The following is an 18,774-nucleotide window of genomic DNA, read 5'->3' as shown; positions in this document are numbered from 1 at the left end:
ACTCTATGCATGAAAACTTTCAGAGCGCAAGCGTCGACCAGCCGTTCCAGGGCTGCGCGGGAGGCGTGAGCGCCCCTACGGTGCCACCCGTGACACCCGAGACCCCGGCAGATGCGTACGACAGCCATATCCGTGCCCGAGTCATCGACTTCTTCACCCTGGAGGGATTGCCCTGGCCGCGTCGGCTCTGGGATGTCGGCTCGTTGCTCGCTCTGGAGGAGTTGCTGGAAGCAAGCTCGTGGGCACGGCACCGCGTTCTGTCCGCGGCCGCGGTCGACTGGCAGCGTCACGAACTCCTGAAAGCCATCGGGCCGGACGTCGGTCTCGGGGACAGAGAACTGCGTGTCCAGTTGACGTCGCTGCTGAAGCAACCGCTTCCAGATCCCAGCCCCGCTCACCGTCGACTGCGGGAAGTTGTCGAACATGCCCGGGGTGGCTACTTGGATCGCTGGGCTGCGGCAGCCGCACTACCCGAGGGGCGACGGCCCCAGCCGGAACGGCTCGCCCGTGTCATCGCGGCGCATCTGCTCGACCTCGGCTACGACGCGAGTTACCTGGCCACCTGGATCGGGCAACTCGCGCACCGGCGCGCGAGCGCAGAGGAAGTCCTGCAGGGTGCCGTCGCTCTCGACAGGGCCGCGCCGCACGAATTCACCGTTCTCGTGGTTCTGGAAAGTGCCCCCGAGCGCGAGCAGGCACAAAAGCACGAGATGTGGCTCTCCGGCCGGGAGGTCGTGGATTGGCTGAAGCAACGTGGCCATCCGACCAGTGGTGTCCGGGCCGGCGGCGGATTCCTCTACCGGATGACCGCGCGGGACCCGTTCAGTGCGGCGAGCCAGGCCCGTGAATTCGTCGAGCGGATGGTGGCGCGGTCGTCGTTCATGCGCGGCAACCGAGGTGGTATCCGCCCGGCCGCGCAGATGTGGGTCGACCAGCATCCGGACCCGATCCCCTTCGTCACCCCGGCCCGAGGTGCGGATGTCCTGTCCCTGGTGAACGAAGGGCATCTCTACCAGGTAGATGGGCAACGAACGTTGATCGACGACGCCCTGGAGCTTGCGGCGCCTGTCAACCGCGGTGTGCTCGGGCCGGCTGTGGCCGGAGCGTGGGCAGCAGTGGAATCACTGCTGTCGCACCCGGATGACCCGGCCGAAGAGCAGCGGTCAGGCAAGGCGGTCGCAGCGGATCGGCTGGCGGCCATCATCGCCTGCTCGTGGCCCCGAGCCGAGTTGACCGCCCTCGCGCACAGGCACCAGCCCTCGACCCCTGATGCGCTCACCGAGAAGTTGGCAGGTTGCACGACCAACCGCGATCGGGCCTCAGCCGTGGCCGAAGCCCTGGCGGCCGGGAAGTCACTCCACCTGGCCGACCGGTTCCGCCGCGATGCGGACATCGCGGCGGTGCACCGGATGCGCCGGGTTGTCGCCAGCCCGAGGGGAGAACTGGCAACCGCAGTAACGATTTTCCGCATCGGCATACGTCGTCTGTACCGGACCCGCAACATCGTGCTGCATGGTGGCTCCACCCAGGGGGTGGCGTTGAAGGCCGCCCTGCGCATTGCTGCTCCGCTGGTGGGCGCCGGGCTGGATCGGATCACGTACGCAGCGCTTGCGGAAGGCCTAACTCCGCTCGACCTGGCCGCGCGGGCCGAGGTAGGTCTCAAGTTGGTAGGGGGCGAGACCGGTCTGAGCGTGGTCGATCTCCTTGAGCCCCGCCGGTGACCTGAGAATCAAACTGACCAAAGCAAGAGGGCCCCGGCCAATTGGCGGGGGCCCCTGCAATGCTGAGACGAGTATACACGGGCCTTGGAGATCGACGGGCTCAAGAGATGAGACTTCTCCCAGGCCATCTCGTCACCGCCGCGATGGAATTCTCAGGCACGTACGACGTTGAACAGCCGATGTCGGCGCTGACGAACGCAGGCGGCAAGCTCGCGAGCGTGCTCTCTGTATGATCCCGCACGGCGGGTGAGCAGAGGAGTGGGGCATGCAGCCGGAAGGTCCGTACAGGTTCACCGAGGTGCTGGGCGAGTGCCAGGTCGGCAGGGCCTGGGCCGCGCTCGACGGGCAGGACCGCGCGCTCACCGTGGCGGTCCTGGACGGCGCCGCTGCCGGTGACCAGCGCTGGCGCGAGGCGTTCACGAACGCGGCGAACGTGCTGGCTCAGACGCCCGGCGGCCACCGGTACGTGAACTCCGACTTCGCCGCCGGTCAGCCCTGGGTGGCGTACCCGTCCGACGAGGACGGTGCGGCCGAGCGGCTGTTCCGCAGCCTGGGCATGGACTACCAGCGCACCGCCACCGGCGAGATGCTCCCGCCGCCCCCGCCGGTGTCCGCGCCGCCGCAGCAGGTCTCGTCGCCACCGCAGTTGCCGTGGAGCCCGCAGCCGTGGGCGATGACGCCGCAGCAGCCGGTCTCCGGTGCGCCCGTCTCGTCCGGCGCGCCCGTGTCGCCCGGCATGCCGGTGTCGCCGGGCATGCCGGTGCCGGCGATCCCGGCCCAGGCCACCGCCGCGGATCCGCTCGTGCCGACCGGCGGTCCCCGGATCGCCCCGGTCGCCCGCCCGCCCAAGAGCCGTACCGGCCTGTGGATCGGTGGCGTGGTCATGGCGGCGGTGCTCGCCGGTGGCGCCGGTCTGCTGGCCGGGCGGTCGCTGGCCGACGGCGGCGAACCGTCCACTCCGACTGCCAGTGCCTCCCCGGCGCTGTACGAGGCCACTCAGCAGTCGCTGAACAAGGCGAAGTTCGACGCCACGCTCATGCCGATCGCCGAGCCGTGGCTCGACGGGGTGGGCGGCTGCGCGATCAACACCGAGAAGAGCGGCCCCGGGCTCGCCGCTGGGGAGAAGCAGCACGTCTTCTGCCGCTACCTGGGTGTGTCGCTGCACTTCGCCGAGTACGAGTCGGCCGAGAAGAAGGAGGCGGCGCGCGCCTTCCGCCAGCAGATGGGCATCATCGGCCGGGCGCTCGCGCCGGGCATGCGGGAGGCCGGTCCGGCCACCGGCGGCGTCAGTGGCGCACAGGGCAGCTACGTCGAGTACGCCGGTAACGGCCAGGACGGCCGCCCGGTCTGCGGCATCTGGTGGGGCCGCGACGACAACACCAGCGCGATCTACATGGAGACGCCCTGCGGAGCCGGGCTCGGCGGCAACTGGGACGCGCTGCGCGACCTCTGGCAGCGCCACAGCTAACGGACGCGGGCGCCGTTCGGCGGCGGCACCAGGCAGACGTCGCTGCCCTTGGTGACGCCCGCGGCCAGGTCGAAGCGGACCACGCGTGCCCCGCTGAACTGCCGCTCGGTGACCGCCACGCCGCTGCCGCCGAGCCGGACGATGACGTCCCGGTTGGCCCCGTCGGCCCAGTCGGTGGCCTGGAACAGCCAGACCCGGGCCCGTCCGGGCAGCAGCGTCGACACCGTCCGCCCGGGGCAGCCGCCGGGTCCGGCCGCCACCACGTAGGCGTCCGCCGCCGGGCCGTACCAGGTCTGGGCGTTCCACGACACGGTGGTGGCCAGCACGAGGTCACCCGGGCGGCGTTTGTCGTCCAGGTAGCCCAGCGCGCCCCGGTAGTCGACAGCGTTGGCGCCGCCGCCCTGGGCGAAGGCCCGCGCCGGATGGACAGTCGCCACCACGGCGGTCGCCAGTTGCGGAACGGCGAGCGCGAGCACCAGCACCACGCCGACCACCCACCGGATCCGGGCGGGCAGGCCGGCCCGCGTCGGCGGCGGCGCGACGGCGAGCGCGGCGAGCAGCAGGCAGGCGGGCACCGCGTAGAGCGCCAGCCGGCCGTTGAACGGGTAGACCGACACGGCCGCGCCGGCCAGCCCGGCCGCCAGCGGCGTGAGCAGGACCAGCACGGCCACCGTGGAGAGCCGGCGCAGCCCGGCGGCCGTGCCCAGCACCAGCAGCGGTACGACTACCCACGCCGACCAGGCCACGAACGGCACCGTGGCGAGACTCCGGTACGTCGCCGCGAGCCATTCCACAGTGGCGGCCAGGTCGGTGAGCGGGTGCGCCGGGTAGATCGACTTCGCCCGCCAGTACGCGGCGAGCTGCGGATCGGCGAGCCCCGGCGCCAGGAACAGCACGTAGACCACGAGCGCCACCACGGCCCAGGCCGGCGCCGGGGCGAGGAACCGGCCCACCTCCCGCCACCTGCTCGCCCACTGCCGATCGGGGCGGGACAGCGCGTAACCGCCGAGCAGCACGCCGAGCGCGCCGGTGACCGGAATGGACAACGTGCTGACGAACGCCATGACCGCCGCGGCCGACCAGAACACCGCCGACCCGGCCCAGGTGACGCCGTCCCGGACGAGCAGCAGCGCCAGCCCGACCACGAGCGTGACGCCGAACGCCTCGGCGCTGTACTGCTTCAGCTCGTTGGAGTAGCCGATCAGGAACGGCGCGACGGCGACCAGCAGCAGCGCCGCCAGCGCGGCGAGTGGTGGCACGAGCCGCCGGCCGAGCCAGGCCACGAGCGGCAGCAGCGCCAGCCCGAACAGCAGCGGCACCAGCCGCAGTGCCCGCTCACCGTCGCCGAACTGCTCGTACGCGAACCGTTCCAGCCACAGCCAGCCGGGCGGCGCGGACTGGCTGAACGCCAGCGGCCGCAACAGGTCCAGGTAGCCGCGCTCCCGGATGTTGTGCGCCACGTACAGCTCGTCGCTCCAGAAGCTGCGCGCGTACGCCCACTGCCGGATCCGCAGCACGGCGCCCAGCGCGACCAGCAGGCCCGCGACGGACCAGTACGGGGACCGGCTCAGCCGGTCCCACGCGACGGCGACATACGCCACCGGCGTGCCCGGCCGCGACGGCGCCGGTGTCGCGGGCGCCATCGAGGGGGAGAAGGCCGGGCGTGTCACGGACACGGCGAGACGGTATCAAAACGTCTTTCACGTCAGCGGCCCCGCGACCGGCTCCGATCACTCCCCGGCGCGGTCCGGAGCGGACGGCAGGTCCGGAGTGGACGCGACCGGCGGCACCGCCGTGCCGACCAGCCCGGCGGCCCGGCGGTGCCGGCGCGCGGGTCGCGGCAGGCCGACCAGGAACTCCGGGTACAGCCCGAAGAACGTCCGGGCGCTGCGCAGCTCCAGCGTGTGCGCGTGGGACCACCGCACCGAGTTCGTCGCGCGGGCCCAGTGGTGGGTCCACCGCACGTCACCCAGCACCGCCACCGGCATCCCGTGCCGCCAGGCGCGCAGCCCCAGCTCGTGGTCCTCGTAGTAGAGGAAGAACCGCTCGTTCCACCCGCCCAGCTCGGCGACGTCAGCGGTCCGGCCGGCCACCGCCGCGCCCATCACCCAGGCCACGTGGCGCGCCTCGCCGGGCGCGGCCACCAGCCGGTACGAGGCGTGCAGCCGGGACAGCGGCCACACCTTCCGGTTGCCGAGTTTCGCCGTCGCGTACGGGAAACCACGCCCGTTTGCCTGCGGTGTGCCGTCGGTGCCCAGCAGTTGCGGCGCGACCAGCCCGCCGTGCGTGTCCAGGTGCCGGGCCAGCGCGTCCAGTCCGTCCGGGCGTACCTCCAGGTCGGGGTTGGCGAACAGCACGTACCGGCCGGTCGCCTGGCGCAGCGCGACGTTGTTGGCCCGGGAGAAGCCGACGTTCTCCGGCAGCCGGATCACCCGCGCGCCCAGCTCCTCGGCGACCGCCGCGGAGTCGTCGGTCGAGGCGTTGTCGACCACCAGCCACTCGTACGGCTTCGGCCCGCGCCAGCAGCGGCGCAGCGTGTCCGCCGAGTGGTAGGTGACTGTCACCACGGTCCACGGCTGTGCCGTCATCACGCCCTCCGAGCGGTCAGGTAGCCGAGCAGCGACGCGAACCCGAAGCGCCGCCCGGTCCAGCGGCGGCGAGCCGCCGGCCCCTCGGCCAGCCCGCGTCCGACGCCGCGCAGGAACGGGCGCAGCAGGCCCTGCCGGACCCGCCGGGCGGCCAGCGCGAGGTGCGCGAGCGCCAGCACCGGCACCGCCACGAGCAGCAGCGGCCAGGTGAACGTGCGGGACGCGACCAGCAGCCGGTTGCGGGCCAGCAGGAACGCCCGGAACCCCTGCAACCGGGTGTCGCCGTCCACGCTGTGCCCGCCCGCGTGCGGCAGCACCACGTCCAGCCCGCGCGTGCGCAGCCCGGAGGCGTAGAGCCGGAACGCCAGGTCGGCGTCCTCGCCCCAGGCGAACAGGTGCTCGTCGAAGCCGCCGAACCGCCGGTACAGCGCGGCCGGGAAGACCGCCGCGCCGCCGGACGGGCCGAGCGGGGCACGGCCGGCGGTGGACCGCCTGTCGATGAACAGCGACACCGGGTTCAGGTCGATGCCCACGTACTCGCCGCCGTGCATGGCGAGGCCGACAGCGAGCGGGGCGGCCGGGTCGGCGGCGACGGCGGCGCAGATCCGGGCCAGCGCGTCGTCCGGCAGCCACACGTCCGGGTTCAGCAGCAGCAGGTGGCTCGTGGTGACCGTCGCCGCGGCCCGGTTGCAGCCGGCCGCGAAACCCGGGTTGGTGGAGTCGGGCAGGTACGCGTACCGGTCGGCGGGCAGGTGCCCGGCGATCACCTCGGCGCACCCGTCGGAGGGCCAGTTGTCCGCGAAGACGAACCGGACCGGCAGGTCACCGGCGCTGCGGACCCAGGTCGGCAACGTCTCGGCGAGCATGCCGGCGGACCGGTAGAGGACGGTGACCACGGTGAGCCCGTCGAACGTCATGCCGTGCTCCTGCCCAGCCGGTGCAGCACCCAGAGGCCGGGCACGAGGCTCAACCAGGTCGGATAGATCAGCGGATACAGCTCGTAGACGCCGAACAGCGCGAAGTAGACGACGAACGCCCGCGCCAGCTGCCCGGCCGGCGCGCGGGAGAACTCGAACCACCGCTCGGTCGCGCCCACCGCCAGCCCCAGCGCGGCCAGGAAGAACACCGCACCCAGCGGGCCGTAGTCGAGCAGCGGGATGGCCACGAACGTCGCCGTGTTCATCAGGTACGGCTGGCTGAGCTGGGACGTCAGCCCGTACAGGTCCGCCTTGCCCACGATCGGCTCGACCCGGGAGCCGAGGAACGTCAGCGAGTACGTGCCGTACCGGGGTTCCAGGTGTTCCCGCTGCGACCACACCCGCCCGAACGTCTCGGTGGACGAACTCAGCGACAGGTCCAGCGACCCGGCGCTGCTGGTGAGCGCGTTGCTGCCGTAGCGGGCCCGGAACTCGGTCTCGAACGCGCCGGTGCCGGCCATGGTGCGCTGCCCGCCGAGGAACACCGCCGCCCCGAGCGCCAGCGCGCCGATCAGCAGCACCACAGGGGTACGCGCGGCCAGGAACGACGCGGCACGCCCCCGGGTACGCCGGACCGACAGCGCCGCGATCAGCGCGGGCGCGATGCCCACCAGCACCGAGTTCTTGCTCGCGCCGAGCGCCGCACCGACGGTGAAGACGGCGGTGAGCGCGTAGTAGACGGGCAGCGCCCGGCCGCGCGCGGACAACGCGCGCAGCAGCGAGACGGCCATGCCGAGCGTCCACGCCTCGGACAGCAGCCCGATGACCAGGTTCGACTGCTCGCGCAGCACCTGCCGGGCGGCGTCCGGGTTGTCGGCGAGCAGCGGCGGCACCGTTCCCCGGAATCGGATCGCCGCGGTCACCACAGCGATGCCGAGCAGCACGAACAGGTACGTCAGAAGGCGCCGCTCGGACGGCCAGGACAGCGCCGGACGGGACCGGTCGTCGTCCTCGTCCCGCCTGTCGATCAGCCGCCGGCCGGCCGCCCAGGCCAGCAGGAAGACGGTGACGTAACCGGCGAGCACCGGCAGCACGCCGCGACCGGCCCACGAGTCGTACGGGCCGGGCAGCACCCGCACGGCGAGCAGCGCGGCGGTCCAGACGGCGGCGCAGGCGGCGAGCGCCCACATCCGCAGTCGCGCGGCGAGCAGCGTGCCGACCGCCAGCGCGAGCGCGACGGCGATCCCGGCGTCGAGCGTGGCCAGCAGTGCCGCCGCGCCGAGCGCGAACGGGATCCCGACCGACCAGAGGCGTCGCTCAGCGGCTGTCACGGGCGACCGTCCGGTACAGGTCGTGCCAGGCGTCCACGCATCCGTCGAACGAGTGCCGGTCCGCGTACTGCCGGGCCAGCTCGCGCCGCCGCTCGTCCCACGCGGCCGGGTCGGTGGCGGTCCGTACGGCGGCGGCCAGCGCCTGCGGCGTCAGCTCCGCCCGGTACGCGAGCACGCCGTCACCGGCGGCTGTCACCTCGGTCAGGCCGCCCGCGCCGGAGTGCACCACCGGCACGCCGAGCGACATCGCCTCCAGCGCGCTGCGCCCGAACGCCTCCACCCGGGACGGCACCAGCAGGCAGTGCAGCCGTTGCAGGAACGGCGCGGCGTCCACCCGGCCGACCAGGTGCAGGTTCGGCCGTTCCTCGACGTCGACGGTGCCCGCGCCGGCGACCAGGAACTCCACGTCGGGCAGCGCGGCGGCGACGCCTGCCAGCAGGTCGGCGCCCTTCTCCCGTTCCAGCCGGCCGAGGAAGCCGACCCGGACCGGGCCGTCCGGTGCGAGGCCGCCGGTGTCGGTCACCTGCGGCCAGATGGCGGGCAGCGGGTTCGGGATCACCCGCACGTCACGGATCCGCCCGCGTACCCGCAGCTCGTGGGCCTCGAAGCCGGAGACCGCGACCGTCGCGTGCGGCCGCAGCCGCCGGAACATCAGGTCGGTGCTGATGTTCGCCTGCACCGCGGCCTTCGCGCGCAGCGTCTCCGCCGTGTCGCGGTACTGCCAGAGGCTGTTGTGCAGCGTCACCACCAGCGGCGTGCGACGGCCCCGCACGCCCAGGCCGGCGCGGGCGTGCATCGCGGCGGAGAGCAGGTGCGCGCTCACCACGTCCGGCCGCAGCTCCTCGACCAGGGCGCGGATGCCGCGCGCGTACCCCAGGTCCACCCGCTTGGCCGCGCCCAGCGGACGCCACGGCACGCCCGCGTCCCGCAACGCTGCCGCGACCTCGTCGTCAGGGGTGGCGGCGACCACGTCGACGCCGCGGGCCGCGAGCGCCGGAAGCATCTCGATCAGGAAGCGCTCGGCGCCGCCGAGCTGCCGCCGCCCCGACCCGCCGGTGGTGCAGACGAACAGCACCCTCATCGGACGCCCATGCCTTCCAGGGCGCCGCGGGCGATCGCCCGCCGCGCCGCCCCGCCGCCCACCGCCGCCCGGGCGAGCACCCCCACTGTGTACGCGGAACAGGCCACAGTGCCCCGCCATCCGGCGAGTTCACGGCTGGCCCGGATGAACTCCCGGGTCTGCCGGCGGGAGATCTCCTCGGCCGCCCACCGCCGCTTCGCGCTCGCGTCGTCCTCGTGCGTCACGACGGCGTCCGGCAGGTACGCCAGGCGTAGCCCGAGCCGCCGCACCGCCCAGCACAGCCGCAGATCCTCGGAGTAGAAGAACGACGACTCGTCCACCCCGCCGATCCGGTCCAGCGTCTCCCGCCGGATCGCCACGAACGGCCCGGAGAGCCAGTCGCCACGCTCCGGCGGCGCCACGATCCGCAGCCTCGGGAACACCAGGCTGAGCCCGGTGGCGTGCGCGACGCCGGTGCCCACTGTGAGGAACCGGCCGGCCGCGGTCTGGTCCCGGCCGGTCTCGTCCAGCACCTTCGGGAACGCCGCGCCCACAGCCGGGTCGTCCAGTTCGGCCGCCAGCCGCTCGATCGCGCCCGGACGCACCAGGATGTCGTTGTTGGACAGCACCACCCGGGAGCGGGTGCTGTGCCGGACGCCGAGGTTCATGCCCTTGGCGTAGCCGAGGTTCGTCTCCGAACGCACGTACCGCGCGCCGGTCTCGGCGCACATCGCCCGCAACTTGTCGCTGATCTCGGCGGCGCTGCCGTTGTCCACCACGACGGCTTCCACACCCTCGGGCAGCGAGCGGACGCAGCCGTCGGTGCGCTCGAAGTCTTCCCAGGTCAACACGACGATTGAGACGTCCACCGCTAGGCCATCCGATTGACGAGGAGGTGCGTGGACCGCTGGAGTCGCTGCCGGGTGCGCAACGCGTAGACGCCGTAGGCGACAGACGACGCGACCGCGGCGCCGAGCGCGCCGGCCCACGGGATGAGCAGAACGTACAGCACGACCGACACCGACATGGTGACCAGGGCCACGGCGGTGGTGGCCTGCTCGCCCGCGCGCTTGAGCAGCGCCGCGCTCCACGTCTTGCCGGCCGACAACGCCAGCGTCCCCGGCAGCAGGAGCAGCCCGAAGATCCAGGCGTCGTGGTAGTCGGGCGCCAGTACGCCGAGCACCGCCAGGCCGATCACGGCGAGCGCGGCGATCGGCAGCGCCGACCTGACCACGTCGCGGCCGTGGTCGCCGATCGCGTCCGGGTCGCGTTCGGCAAGGATCCGCTGCGCCCGTACCACCGCGCCGGACTGCGCGAACTCCAGCGCCGCCACCGCCAGCGCGAACACGCCGAGCGCACCCGCGCCGGCGAAGCGGGCCACCAGGACCTGGCTCAGCCGGTACGTCAGCATCTGCGCGCACACCCCGACGTGCAGCCGGCCCACCGCGAGCAGGTCGGCGCGGTACTCCGTGCGCCCGGCCGTCGCCGCCGGCACCGGACCGAACCGCCGCGCCCAGCCCAGCACCGCCACCCCGAGCACCGTCGCGGTGGCGACCTGCACGCCCAGCCAGAGGACGCTCCACAGGCCACCGTCGAGCCGGTGGCCCAGCCACAGCAGCCCGTACCCGGCCACCAGCACCGCACCGCCGAGCGCCCGCATCGTGTAGACGAACCAGAACCGCTTCAGGCGCAGGCCGAGCGAGGCAGCAGTGTTGAACACGGTGAGCGCGCAGCCCGCCCCGATGCCGACCGGGTGGCTGCCCAGCCCGGCCAGCGTGGTCAGCAGCGCCGCGGCCAGCGCGGTGAGGCCGAGTGACACGGTGAGGATGCCGGCTATCCACAGGCGACCGCGCGACATGATCCAGCCGGCCGGACGGGACAGCAGGAACGTGTCGACGGACAGGCCGCCGAGAGCCGCGCCCACTGTGGCGCTGACCATGTTCGCCGCGAGTTCGCCGCGTTCCGCCGCCGGCAGCGTCACCGACACCAGGGCGGCGAGGCCGGTCAGGCCCAGGGCGACCAGATAGAGACGCTCGGGGGAGACGATCCGCCGGAGCCGGCCTAACACCCGGCGCCCAGGCGCCGGCGCCGGCCACGAGCCGGCCACGCGGAATCCACTCGATCTTCCCCCGAGATGCGCGGATGTGTGCGGGCCTGTTCTACCCGACATGAGCGCCGCCGCGCAATGGACCCGGCGGGCGGGTACGCCCAGGGCTCCACCCCGCCGGTAGGGTGACGCGTCGTGGACCTCGCCCACTTCCGCGACACGATCGGCAGGCGGTGGCCGATCGTGCTGGCGCTGACGCTGCTGTGCGGCGCGTTCACCGGGGTCCTCGCCGAACGCCGGCCGCCGGTCTACCGGGCCGAGACCCAGATGCTCGTCACGTTCGCCGCCGAGAAGTCGGCCGAGCCCCAGCCCCGCCCGCCTGCGGACGAGGCGGGCCGGCTGATGCAGCGGCGGGTGAAGACGTACGCCACCATGATGAACACGCCCCGGCTGACCCGCCCGGTGATCGACTCGCTCGGACTGCCGTACACCACCGACGACCTGGCCGGCCGCGTCGTCGCGTCGTCCGCTGTCGACTCGCTGGCGATCGACGTGGCGGTCACCGACCGGTCCGCCGGCACGGCCGCGGCGATCGCCGCCGCGCTCGCCGCCGAACTGCAACGGATCGCCGAACGTGACCTGCCGCCCGCCGGACTCGGGCTCAAGGCCCACGTCGCGGTGGTCCGGGCCGCCGCGCCGCCGCCGCGTCCCGAGCCGGTGCGGTGGCAGTGGTATGCCCTCGGCGGCGCGCTCGGCGGCCTGGCCGTCGGGGTCGGCATCGCCCTGGTGCTCGGCTACCGCAGGGCCGGCACTCCGGTGAGCGCGGACGTGCGGGCGCTCTGGGCGACGGTGGCGCGCCGCCGTCCGGCCGACGCCGTCGCGGAGCCGGCGGGTGTGCCGGGTCAGAGCGACGGCCGGGTGTCCAACGCTTCGGTGAAGGAGCGGCAGGCGTCGTAGCCGGGCAACAGGCCCGCCGCCCGCGCCTCGGCCAGGCGCGGTGCCGACGCGTCCCGCTCGGACAGCAGCGGCGTCGCCGCCGGCCAGTCGATCCCGAGATCCGGATCGAGCGGGTGCACCGTGTGCTCGGCCGCCGGGTTGTACGTGGCGGAGCAGAGGTAGCTGAGCGTCGCGTCGTCGGTGAGCGCGCAGAACCCGTGCCCCAGCCCCTCGGCCAGGTAGACCGCCCGCCGGTCGGTGTCGTCGAGGCGTACCGCCTCCCACCGGCCGTACGTCGGCGAGCCGACCCGCACGTCCACCACCACGTCCAGCACCGCCCCGCGCACGCAGGTCACGTACTTGGCCTGCCCGGGCGGTACGTCGGCGAAGTGGATGCCGCGCACCACGTCCCGCGCCGACACGGACAGGTTGCCCTGCGCCAGCCGCAGCGGATGCCCGACCGCCTCGGCGAGCCGGTCGAAGCGGTACCACTCCAGGAACAGGCCCCGCGGGTCGCCGTGCAGGCGCGGGGTCACCTCCCAGGCACCCTCGATGCCCAGCGGACGGATCTTCACGACGCGCCCACTGTCCCGGACCGGTCGGCGAGCAGGCCCAGCAGGTACTCGCCGTAGCCGCTGCGGGTCAGCGGATGGGCCAGCATCCGCAGCCGCTCGTCGTCGATCAGCCCGGACCGCCAGACGACCTCCTCGACGCAGCCGATCTTCATGCCCTGGCGTTCCTCGATCACCCGGACGAACTCGGCGGCCTGCATCATCGACGCGAACGTGCCGGTGTCCAGCCACGCCGTGCCCCGGTCGAGCACCGTCACCGTCAGCTCGCCCCACGCCCGGTACGTCTCGTTGATCGCGGTGATCTCCAGCTCGCCGCGGGCGCTCGGGGTCAGCTTGCGGGCGATGTCGACCACCCGGTTGTCGTAGAAGTAGAGGCCCGGCACCGCGTACCGGGACCGGGGGCGGGCCGGCTTCTCCTCGATCGACAGCACCCGGCCGGCGTCGTCGAACTCGACCACGCCGTAGTTCTGCGGATTCGCCACCGGGTACGCGAAGACCCGCCCACCGGCCGGTTCGCCGTGCTGGGCGAGCTGCCGGCCGAGCCCGACGCCGTGGAAGATGTTGTCGCCGAGGATCAGCGCCACCGACTCCTCACCGACGAAGTCGGCGCCGAGCAGGAACGCCTGCGCGATGCCCTCCGGGCGGGCCTGCTCGGTGTACGACAGGCGCAGCCCCCACTGACTGCCGTCGCCGAGCAGCCGCTCGAACTGGGCGCGGTCCTCCGGTGTGGTCACCACCAGGATCTCCCGCACCCCGGCCATCACCAGAGTGGAGAGCGGGTAGTAGACCATCGGCTTGTCGAACACCGGCATCAGTTGCTTCGAGACGGCCCGGGTGATCGGCCAGAGCCGCGATCCGGTGCCACCGGCGAGAAGGATTCCGCGCACCCGCGGAGACTACCCGCGACGCCGCCGCCCCCGTGGCCCGTCGACGTCCCGCCCGGGCTGCCGCTACGGCGTAGACTCCACGACCCGTGAGGATCCTCGTCACCGGCGGCGCCGGCTTCATCGGGTCGGAGTACGTGCGGATGCTGCTGGGCGTGCCCGGCGGCGACGCGGCCGGGGTGCCGGTCGAGGGCCCGGCCGCGCTCACCGTGCTGGACAAGCTCACCTACTCCGGCAACCTGGCGAACCTGGCGCCGGTACGCGACGACCCCCGGCTTCGCTTCGTCCGCGGTGACATCTGCGATCCGGCGCTTGTCGACGAATTGGTGCCGGGCCACGACGTGATCGTCCACTTCGCCGCCGAGTCGCACGTGGACCGTTCGATCACCGGCGCGGCACCGTTCGTCACCACGAACGTCCTCGGCACCCAGACGCTGCTGGACGCCGCGCTGCGGCACGGCGTCCGCCGTTTCGTGCACGTCTCCACCGACGAGGTGTACGGCTCGATCGACTCCGGCTCGTGGACGGAGGACTGGCCGCTGGCGCCGAACTCGCCGTACTCCGCGTCGAAGGCGGGGTCGGACCTGCTGGCGCTGTCCTACCACCGCACCCACGGCCTGGACGTCGTGGTGACCCGCTGCTCCAACAACTACGGGCCGTACCAGTTCCCGGAGAAGGTCGTCCCGCTGTTCGTGACCAACCTGCTCGACGGCGGCACCGTGCCGCTCTACGGCGACGGCGGCAACGTCCGGGACTGGCTGCACGTGCACGACCACTGCCGGGGCGTGGCGATGGTGCAGGAGAAGGGGCGGGCCGGCGAGGTCTACCACATCGGCGGCGGCACCGAGCTGACCAACCGGCAGCTCACCGAGCGGCTCCTGGCGGCGTGCGGGGCCGGCTGGGACCGGGTCGTGCCGGTCACCGACCGCAAGGGCCACGACCGCCGGTACTCGCTGGACATCAGCAAGATCAGCAGCGAGCTGGGGTACGCCCCGAGCATCGACCTCGACCGGGGCCTGGCCGAGACGATCAGCTGGTACCGGGACAACCGGGCCTGGTGGGAGCCGCTGAAGACGGCCGGCCCCGAATGACCCGGATCCTGGTCACCGGCGCGGGCGGGATGCTCGGGCGGGACCTGCTCGCCCTGCTGCGGACCCGGCCGGACCTGTCCGTCACCGCCGCCGGCCGCGCCGACCTCGACGTCACCGACACACACGCGGTCCGGGACGCGGTGGGCGGCCACGACGTGGTGTTCAACGCGGCCGCGTGGACCGACGTGGACGGCGCCGAGACGCGCGAGCGGGACGCCACCGCCGTGAACGGCGACGCGGTGGCCGCGCTGGCCGGCGCCTGTGCCGTGTCCGGCGCGCGTCTCGTGCACGTCTCCACCGACTACGTGTTCGCCGGGGACGCCACCGAGCCGTACCCGGAGGACGCCCCGACCGGCCCGGTCAACGCGTACGGGCGCAGCAAGCTCGCCGGGGAGCGGGCGGTGGCCCGGCTGCTGCCCGAGACCGGGTACGTGGTGCGCACCGCCTGGCTCTACGCCACCCACGGGCGCAACTTCGTCACCACCATGCTGCGGCTGGCGGCCGAACGCGACCGGCTCGACGTGGTGGACGACCAGCGCGGACAGCCCACCTGGTCGTACCGGCTCGCGGAGCGTCTCGTGGCGCTCGCCGACGCGGCGCTCGCCGGCGACGCGGCACCCGGGACGTACCACGGCACCGCCGCCGGCGAGACCACCTGGTACGGCCTGGCCCGCGCCGTCTTCGCCCTGCGTGGTCTCGACCCGGACCGGGTCCGGCCGACGACGAGCGACAGCTTCCCGCGCCCGGCGCCGCGCCCCCGCTTCAGCGTGCTGGCGCACGGCCGGTGGGCCGCCGCGAAGCTGCCGCCGCCGGGGGAGTGGCACGCGGACCTGGCCGAGGCGCTCAGCGCCCTCCGCCCCGGAACACCTCGGTGACGGTACGCAGCACGATCTTGATGTCGAGCCAGAGCGACCAGTTCTCGACGTAGTAGTTGTCGAACCGCGCCCGGTCCGAGATCGGCGTGTCCCCGCGCAGACCGCTGACCTGCGCCAGCCCGGTGAGCCCGACCGGTACGCGGTGCCGCATCGCGTACCTCGGGTATTCCATGGAGAACTTCTCCACGAAGTACGGCCGCTCCGGCCGGGGCCCCACCACGCTCATCTCGCCGCGCAGGATGTTCCACAGCTGCGGCAGTTCGTCCAGCGAGGTCCGCCGCATGAACCGCCCGATCGGCCCGACCCGCTCGTCGTGCGCGATCGACCAGGTGGTCTGCGACTCGTGCTCGTCGGCCGGGCGCATCGACCGGAACTTGATCACGTGGAACGGCTTGCCGTACCGGCCGATGCGCTCCTGACGGAAGAACACGCCCCGGCCGCCGTCGAGGAACGTGGCGACGGCGCAGAGCAGCAGCAGCGGGCTCAGCACGAGCAGGGCGGTCACCGCGAACACCACGTCGGAGGCGCGCTTGAGCCGCCACCGGGGCCCGGTGAGCGTGGTGTCGCCGATCTTGATGATCGGGATGGCGCCGATGTGGTCGGGGTAGCCGCCCTGTGACCGCGACCCCCACAGGCGCGGCACCGCCCACAGGTCACAGCGGGAACTGGCCGGACGCAGCAGCGCCTCCATCAGGTCGGCCTCGGAGCAGTCCGGGTCCGCGATGACGAGGACCTCGCACTCCAGCATGTCGGCGAGTTTTTCCAGGTCGTCGATGGTGCCGATGAGCGGCAACGCGCCGATCCGCGGCCGTGATGGGGCGTCGACAGCGCCGACGAACCGCAGCCCGTACTGCGGGTATCGGCGCAGCAGCCGGGCCAGCTCACCGCCGATCGGCCCGCCGCCGATCACTATTGCGTTGTGCTCCACCCACCGCCGCTTGCGGGCCAGCAGGATGAGCCGGCTGTTCAGCGCCCGCCCGACGATCACCAGGCCGGCGGAGAGCGCGACGCCGCGCATGAACCCGCTGACGTGCGGCACCGAGTCGTGCCGCAGCGCCGCGATGATGGCACCCACCGCGCCGGAGGCCAGCAGCCGGCCGCCGAGGCTCGGCAGCTCGTCCAGGATGCTGATGTGCCGGCGCGGCCGGTAGAGCCCGCCCGCGGCGAACAGGCCCACTGTGAGCGCGGCGTTGAACAACGTGCCACGCCAGTAGTCCTGCGTCAGCAGCAGCGGCGTGAGCAGCGCCGCGACGTCGATGGGCGCGGTCACCATCCAGGCCCGCAACCATCGGGTACGCGTCGACGCCCGCGACCCCGCGTACGGCAGCACAGTGGTCGTGTCCATGCCGCTGTCCATCGGCCTGTTCATGGCCACACCGGACGGCGGCGCAGACGGATGCTCGAACGCCGGCAGGCGTGGCATGGTCGATCCTCCCCCGTGACGCCGCCGGCCCGGATACAGAGACCGACGGCGATCGCAGGATACGAGCGACCCCGCCCCGCCGCCAGCACCGGCATGGCAGATCGACGTCCTACTTTCCGCTGATGGCGAGGATCTCGGGGACCGAGTCGCGGCGCACCGCGTCGAACAGCGTCTTCGAGCGCGCCGGATCGGGGAACACGACGCTCTCGCTGCCGACCCGGCCGGTGCCCTTGACCGGGCAGGTGAAGAACGTCAGGTTGCCGCCGCGCAGGCCCCGCATCTCCATCGCGAGGTCCACCAGCGACAGTGACTTGTCGACGGCCACCGAGTCGGACGTGGCGCGGACGAACGAGTTCAGCTTGGCCGGGTTGGTCAGCACACCGCCCGAGGCGGCCTTGTCCAGGATCGCCTTGATCACCTGCTGCTGGTGCCGGATACGCGCGAAGTCGCCGTCCGGGAAGGCGTGCCGCTCCCGCGCGTAGTCCAGCGCGGCGGCCCCGTCCATCGTCTGCCGGCCCTTCTCGAAGGTCCGCGTGCCGATCAGCGAGTACTTCGTGGTGAAGCCCTTCTCCACGTCGATCTCGACACCGCCGAGCGCGTCGATGATCTCCTTGAAGCCGGCGAAGTCGACCATCGCCACGTTGTCCACCCGGACGCCGCTGAACTTCTCCACCGTCTGCACCATCAGCGGCACGCCGCCCCAGGCGTACGCGGCATTGATCTTCGCGTCGCGACCGCCGCGGCCCTCCTTCGACTTCGGGACGGCCGTCCAGGTGTCGCGGGGGATCGAGATGAGCTGGGCGCTCGCCCGGTCCTTCGGCAGGTGGGCCAGGATGATCGTGTCGCTGCGCGAGCCGCCGGTGCTCTCCGGGTCGCGGGAGTCGCTGCCCAGGATCATGATGTTCATCGCGCCCTTGGCCTCGACCTGCGGACGCGACTCCTCCGGGACGCCCTCGAAGGCGTCGACCCGCTCGATCGACTTGTCGACGGAGCGGTAGTAGAGGCCGCCGGCCAGGGCGGTGCCGCCGGTCAGCAGCACCACTACGAGCAGCACGATCAGGGCGATCCGCCGGCCCCGGCGGCGCCGGGGCGCCTTCTCCTCCACCGGCCCGCCCGGCTCCACATCGGAGCCCTGCGCACGACTGTCGGAATCGGTGAGCTGGTGGCGATCTGACATGCCGCGATGCTACTGATTCGCGTCGTACCGTGTGGACCCGCGCCCGGACGGTGACGCCCGGCGGCGCGGGACCGCCGCGGCGAGGTTCCCGGTTCCGGGCCTTGCCCCGGCCGGCTGCGGGATCGATGATGGTGAGGAATGCCACATCGGCCGAGGAGTCGAGATGCAGGTCATCCACCAACCGCGGGTGGCGTGGGACGCCGCCCGGGTCATCGGCGGGGCGATCCACGACGAGCAGCTGTTCGGCTGGCTGCGCGGCGAACTCGGTGCCCTGATGGGCCCCGCGGCGGCGGTGGCCCTCGACGAGAGCCGGGACCGGGTCCGCTGGGCCGGCGACGCCCGGCTGCCGGTCGAGACCGGCGTGTGGCGCGTCCGCCTGGAGGACTCGCTGCGGCAGCACCCTGACCTGGCCGGCGGGCTGGCCGGTGTCGTCTCCACCGCCCGTACGCTGCGCCCGGTTTAGCTTTCGCTTAGCTCGCTTGTCCCACGGCGCGCCGGTCCGGCAGCATCGACCGGCGTGACCGACGGCACCGCACCCCACCCGCCGACCACCGGCGCCGCGCCCGGACCCGCCACCCCGGACGACCGGCGCCGCACCGCCGGACGTCGTCGCCGCCTGGCCGCCGCCGGGCTGGTCACCGTCGCCGCCGCGGTCGCGGTGACCCTCGCGGTACGCGGCGGGGC

General features: G+C 73.0%; 17 protein-coding genes. 6 read left to right on the top strand and 11 right to left on the bottom strand.

Features of this window, described 5'->3' with window-relative positions; all coding sequences use genetic code 11:
• Positions 1-89 precede the first annotated feature (89 nt).
• Together AC2CHG_RS14205 and AC2CHG_RS14200 are read left to right on the top strand one after the other, a co-directional pair.
• Positions 90-1,721, top strand: coding sequence for a hypothetical protein (locus AC2CHG_RS14205; RefSeq protein ID WP_484524907.1), 1,632 nt, complete (start codon positions 90-92; stop codon positions 1,719-1,721).
• 265 nt (positions 1,722-1,986) lie between these two features.
• Complete coding sequence (locus AC2CHG_RS14200; RefSeq protein ID WP_262014859.1) at positions 1,987-3,189, top strand: hypothetical protein; 1,203 nt, start codon at positions 1,987-1,989, stop codon at positions 3,187-3,189.
• Here AC2CHG_RS14200 and AC2CHG_RS14195 read toward each other — a convergent pair.
• From AC2CHG_RS14195 to AC2CHG_RS14165, 7 genes are read right to left on the bottom strand one after another with little or no spacing between them, the layout of a single operon-like run.
• Positions 3,186-4,865 (bottom strand): glycosyltransferase family 39 protein, encoded by a 1,680-nt coding sequence (locus AC2CHG_RS14195; RefSeq protein ID WP_355507371.1) that lies wholly within the window; start codon positions 4,863-4,865, stop codon positions 3,186-3,188. The two genes, AC2CHG_RS14200 and AC2CHG_RS14195, sit on opposite strands and share 4 nt — an antisense overlap.
• A 54-nt stretch (positions 4,866-4,919) precedes the next feature.
• On the bottom strand, positions 4,920-5,777 hold the full coding sequence (locus AC2CHG_RS14190; RefSeq protein WP_484524906.1) for a glycosyltransferase family 2 protein: 858 nt from the start codon (positions 5,775-5,777) through the stop codon (positions 4,920-4,922).
• Entirely contained in the window at positions 5,777-6,694 is a 918-nt protein-coding gene (locus AC2CHG_RS14185; protein WP_366621700.1) for a glycosyltransferase family 2 protein, read from the bottom strand. The genes AC2CHG_RS14190 and AC2CHG_RS14185 overlap by 1 nt, the downstream gene beginning before the upstream one ends.
• A complete protein-coding gene (locus AC2CHG_RS14180; protein WP_402809978.1) occupies positions 6,691-8,025 on the bottom strand; it encodes a hypothetical protein in 1,335 nt (444 codons plus the stop codon). The genes AC2CHG_RS14185 and AC2CHG_RS14180 overlap by 4 nt, the downstream gene beginning before the upstream one ends.
• A complete protein-coding gene (locus AC2CHG_RS14175; RefSeq protein WP_366621704.1) occupies positions 8,012-9,106 on the bottom strand; it encodes a glycosyltransferase family 4 protein in 1,095 nt (364 codons plus the stop codon). Before AC2CHG_RS14175 ends, AC2CHG_RS14180 begins: the two co-directional genes overlap by 14 nt.
• Positions 9,103-9,936 carry a glycosyltransferase gene (locus tag AC2CHG_RS14170; RefSeq protein ID WP_484524911.1) on the bottom strand — a complete coding sequence of 278 codons (834 nt, stop codon included), beginning with the start codon at positions 9,934-9,936 and terminating at the stop codon, positions 9,103-9,105. The genes AC2CHG_RS14175 and AC2CHG_RS14170 overlap by 4 nt, the downstream gene beginning before the upstream one ends.
• A gap of 20 nt (positions 9,937-9,956) precedes the next feature.
• Positions 9,957-11,153 (bottom strand): polysaccharide biosynthesis protein, encoded by a 1,197-nt coding sequence (locus AC2CHG_RS14165; RefSeq protein ID WP_262014852.1) that lies wholly within the window; start codon positions 11,151-11,153, stop codon positions 9,957-9,959.
• Positions 11,154-11,327: 174 nt separating this feature from the next.
• On the opposite strand from AC2CHG_RS14165, the gene AC2CHG_RS14160 reads away from it, so the two are divergent.
• The gene (locus AC2CHG_RS14160) at positions 11,328-12,089 is read left to right on the top strand and encodes a YveK family protein (RefSeq protein WP_366621710.1); all 762 of its coding nucleotides are present in this window, start codon (positions 11,328-11,330) and stop codon (positions 12,087-12,089) included.
• On the opposite strand, the gene rfbC is transcribed toward AC2CHG_RS14160, so the two are convergent.
• Both rfbC and rfbA read right to left on the bottom strand, forming a co-directional pair.
• Positions 12,035-12,643: a dTDP-4-dehydrorhamnose 3,5-epimerase gene (gene rfbC, locus AC2CHG_RS14155; RefSeq protein WP_355507386.1), complete on the bottom strand. Its 609-nt coding sequence runs from the start codon at positions 12,641-12,643 to the stop codon at positions 12,035-12,037. The two genes, AC2CHG_RS14160 and rfbC, sit on opposite strands and share 55 nt — an antisense overlap.
• A complete protein-coding gene (gene rfbA, locus AC2CHG_RS14150) occupies positions 12,640-13,527 on the bottom strand; it encodes a glucose-1-phosphate thymidylyltransferase RfbA (RefSeq protein WP_484524905.1) in 888 nt (295 codons plus the stop codon). Before rfbA ends, rfbC begins: the two co-directional genes overlap by 4 nt.
• Before the next feature lie 86 nt (positions 13,528-13,613).
• Between rfbA and rfbB the strand changes: the two genes are divergently transcribed.
• Both rfbB and rfbD read left to right on the top strand, forming a co-directional pair.
• Complete coding sequence (gene rfbB, locus AC2CHG_RS14145; protein WP_484524904.1) at positions 13,614-14,615, top strand: dTDP-glucose 4,6-dehydratase; 1,002 nt, start codon at positions 13,614-13,616, stop codon at positions 14,613-14,615.
• Positions 14,612-15,490: a dTDP-4-dehydrorhamnose reductase gene (gene rfbD, locus AC2CHG_RS14140; RefSeq protein WP_484524903.1), complete on the top strand. Its 879-nt coding sequence runs from the start codon at positions 14,612-14,614 to the stop codon at positions 15,488-15,490. The genes rfbB and rfbD overlap by 4 nt, the downstream gene beginning before the upstream one ends.
• Here the strand turns inward: rfbD and AC2CHG_RS14135 are convergent.
• Positions 15,459-16,913, bottom strand: a complete 1,455-nt coding sequence (locus tag AC2CHG_RS14135; RefSeq protein ID WP_366621718.1) for a sugar transferase — start codon at positions 16,911-16,913, stop codon at positions 15,459-15,461. The two genes, rfbD and AC2CHG_RS14135, sit on opposite strands and share 32 nt — an antisense overlap.
• Before the next feature lie 109 nt (positions 16,914-17,022).
• The gene (locus AC2CHG_RS14130; protein WP_366621720.1) at positions 17,023-18,090 is read right to left on the bottom strand and encodes an LCP family protein; all 1,068 of its coding nucleotides are present in this window, start codon (positions 18,088-18,090) and stop codon (positions 17,023-17,025) included.
• 163 nt (positions 18,091-18,253) lie between these two features.
• Between AC2CHG_RS14130 and AC2CHG_RS14125 the strand changes: the two genes are divergently transcribed.
• Positions 18,254-18,553 carry a hypothetical protein gene (locus tag AC2CHG_RS14125; RefSeq protein ID WP_366621722.1) on the top strand — a complete coding sequence of 100 codons (300 nt, stop codon included), beginning with the start codon at positions 18,254-18,256 and terminating at the stop codon, positions 18,551-18,553.
• The last annotated feature ends 221 nt before the right edge of the window (positions 18,554-18,774 follow it).

It is taken from the genome of Micromonospora sp. ATLC20 (genome assembly GCF_057196585.1).
The sequence above is the reverse complement of the archived record's forward strand: the minus strand, read 5'-3'. Positions and strand labels throughout refer to the sequence as shown.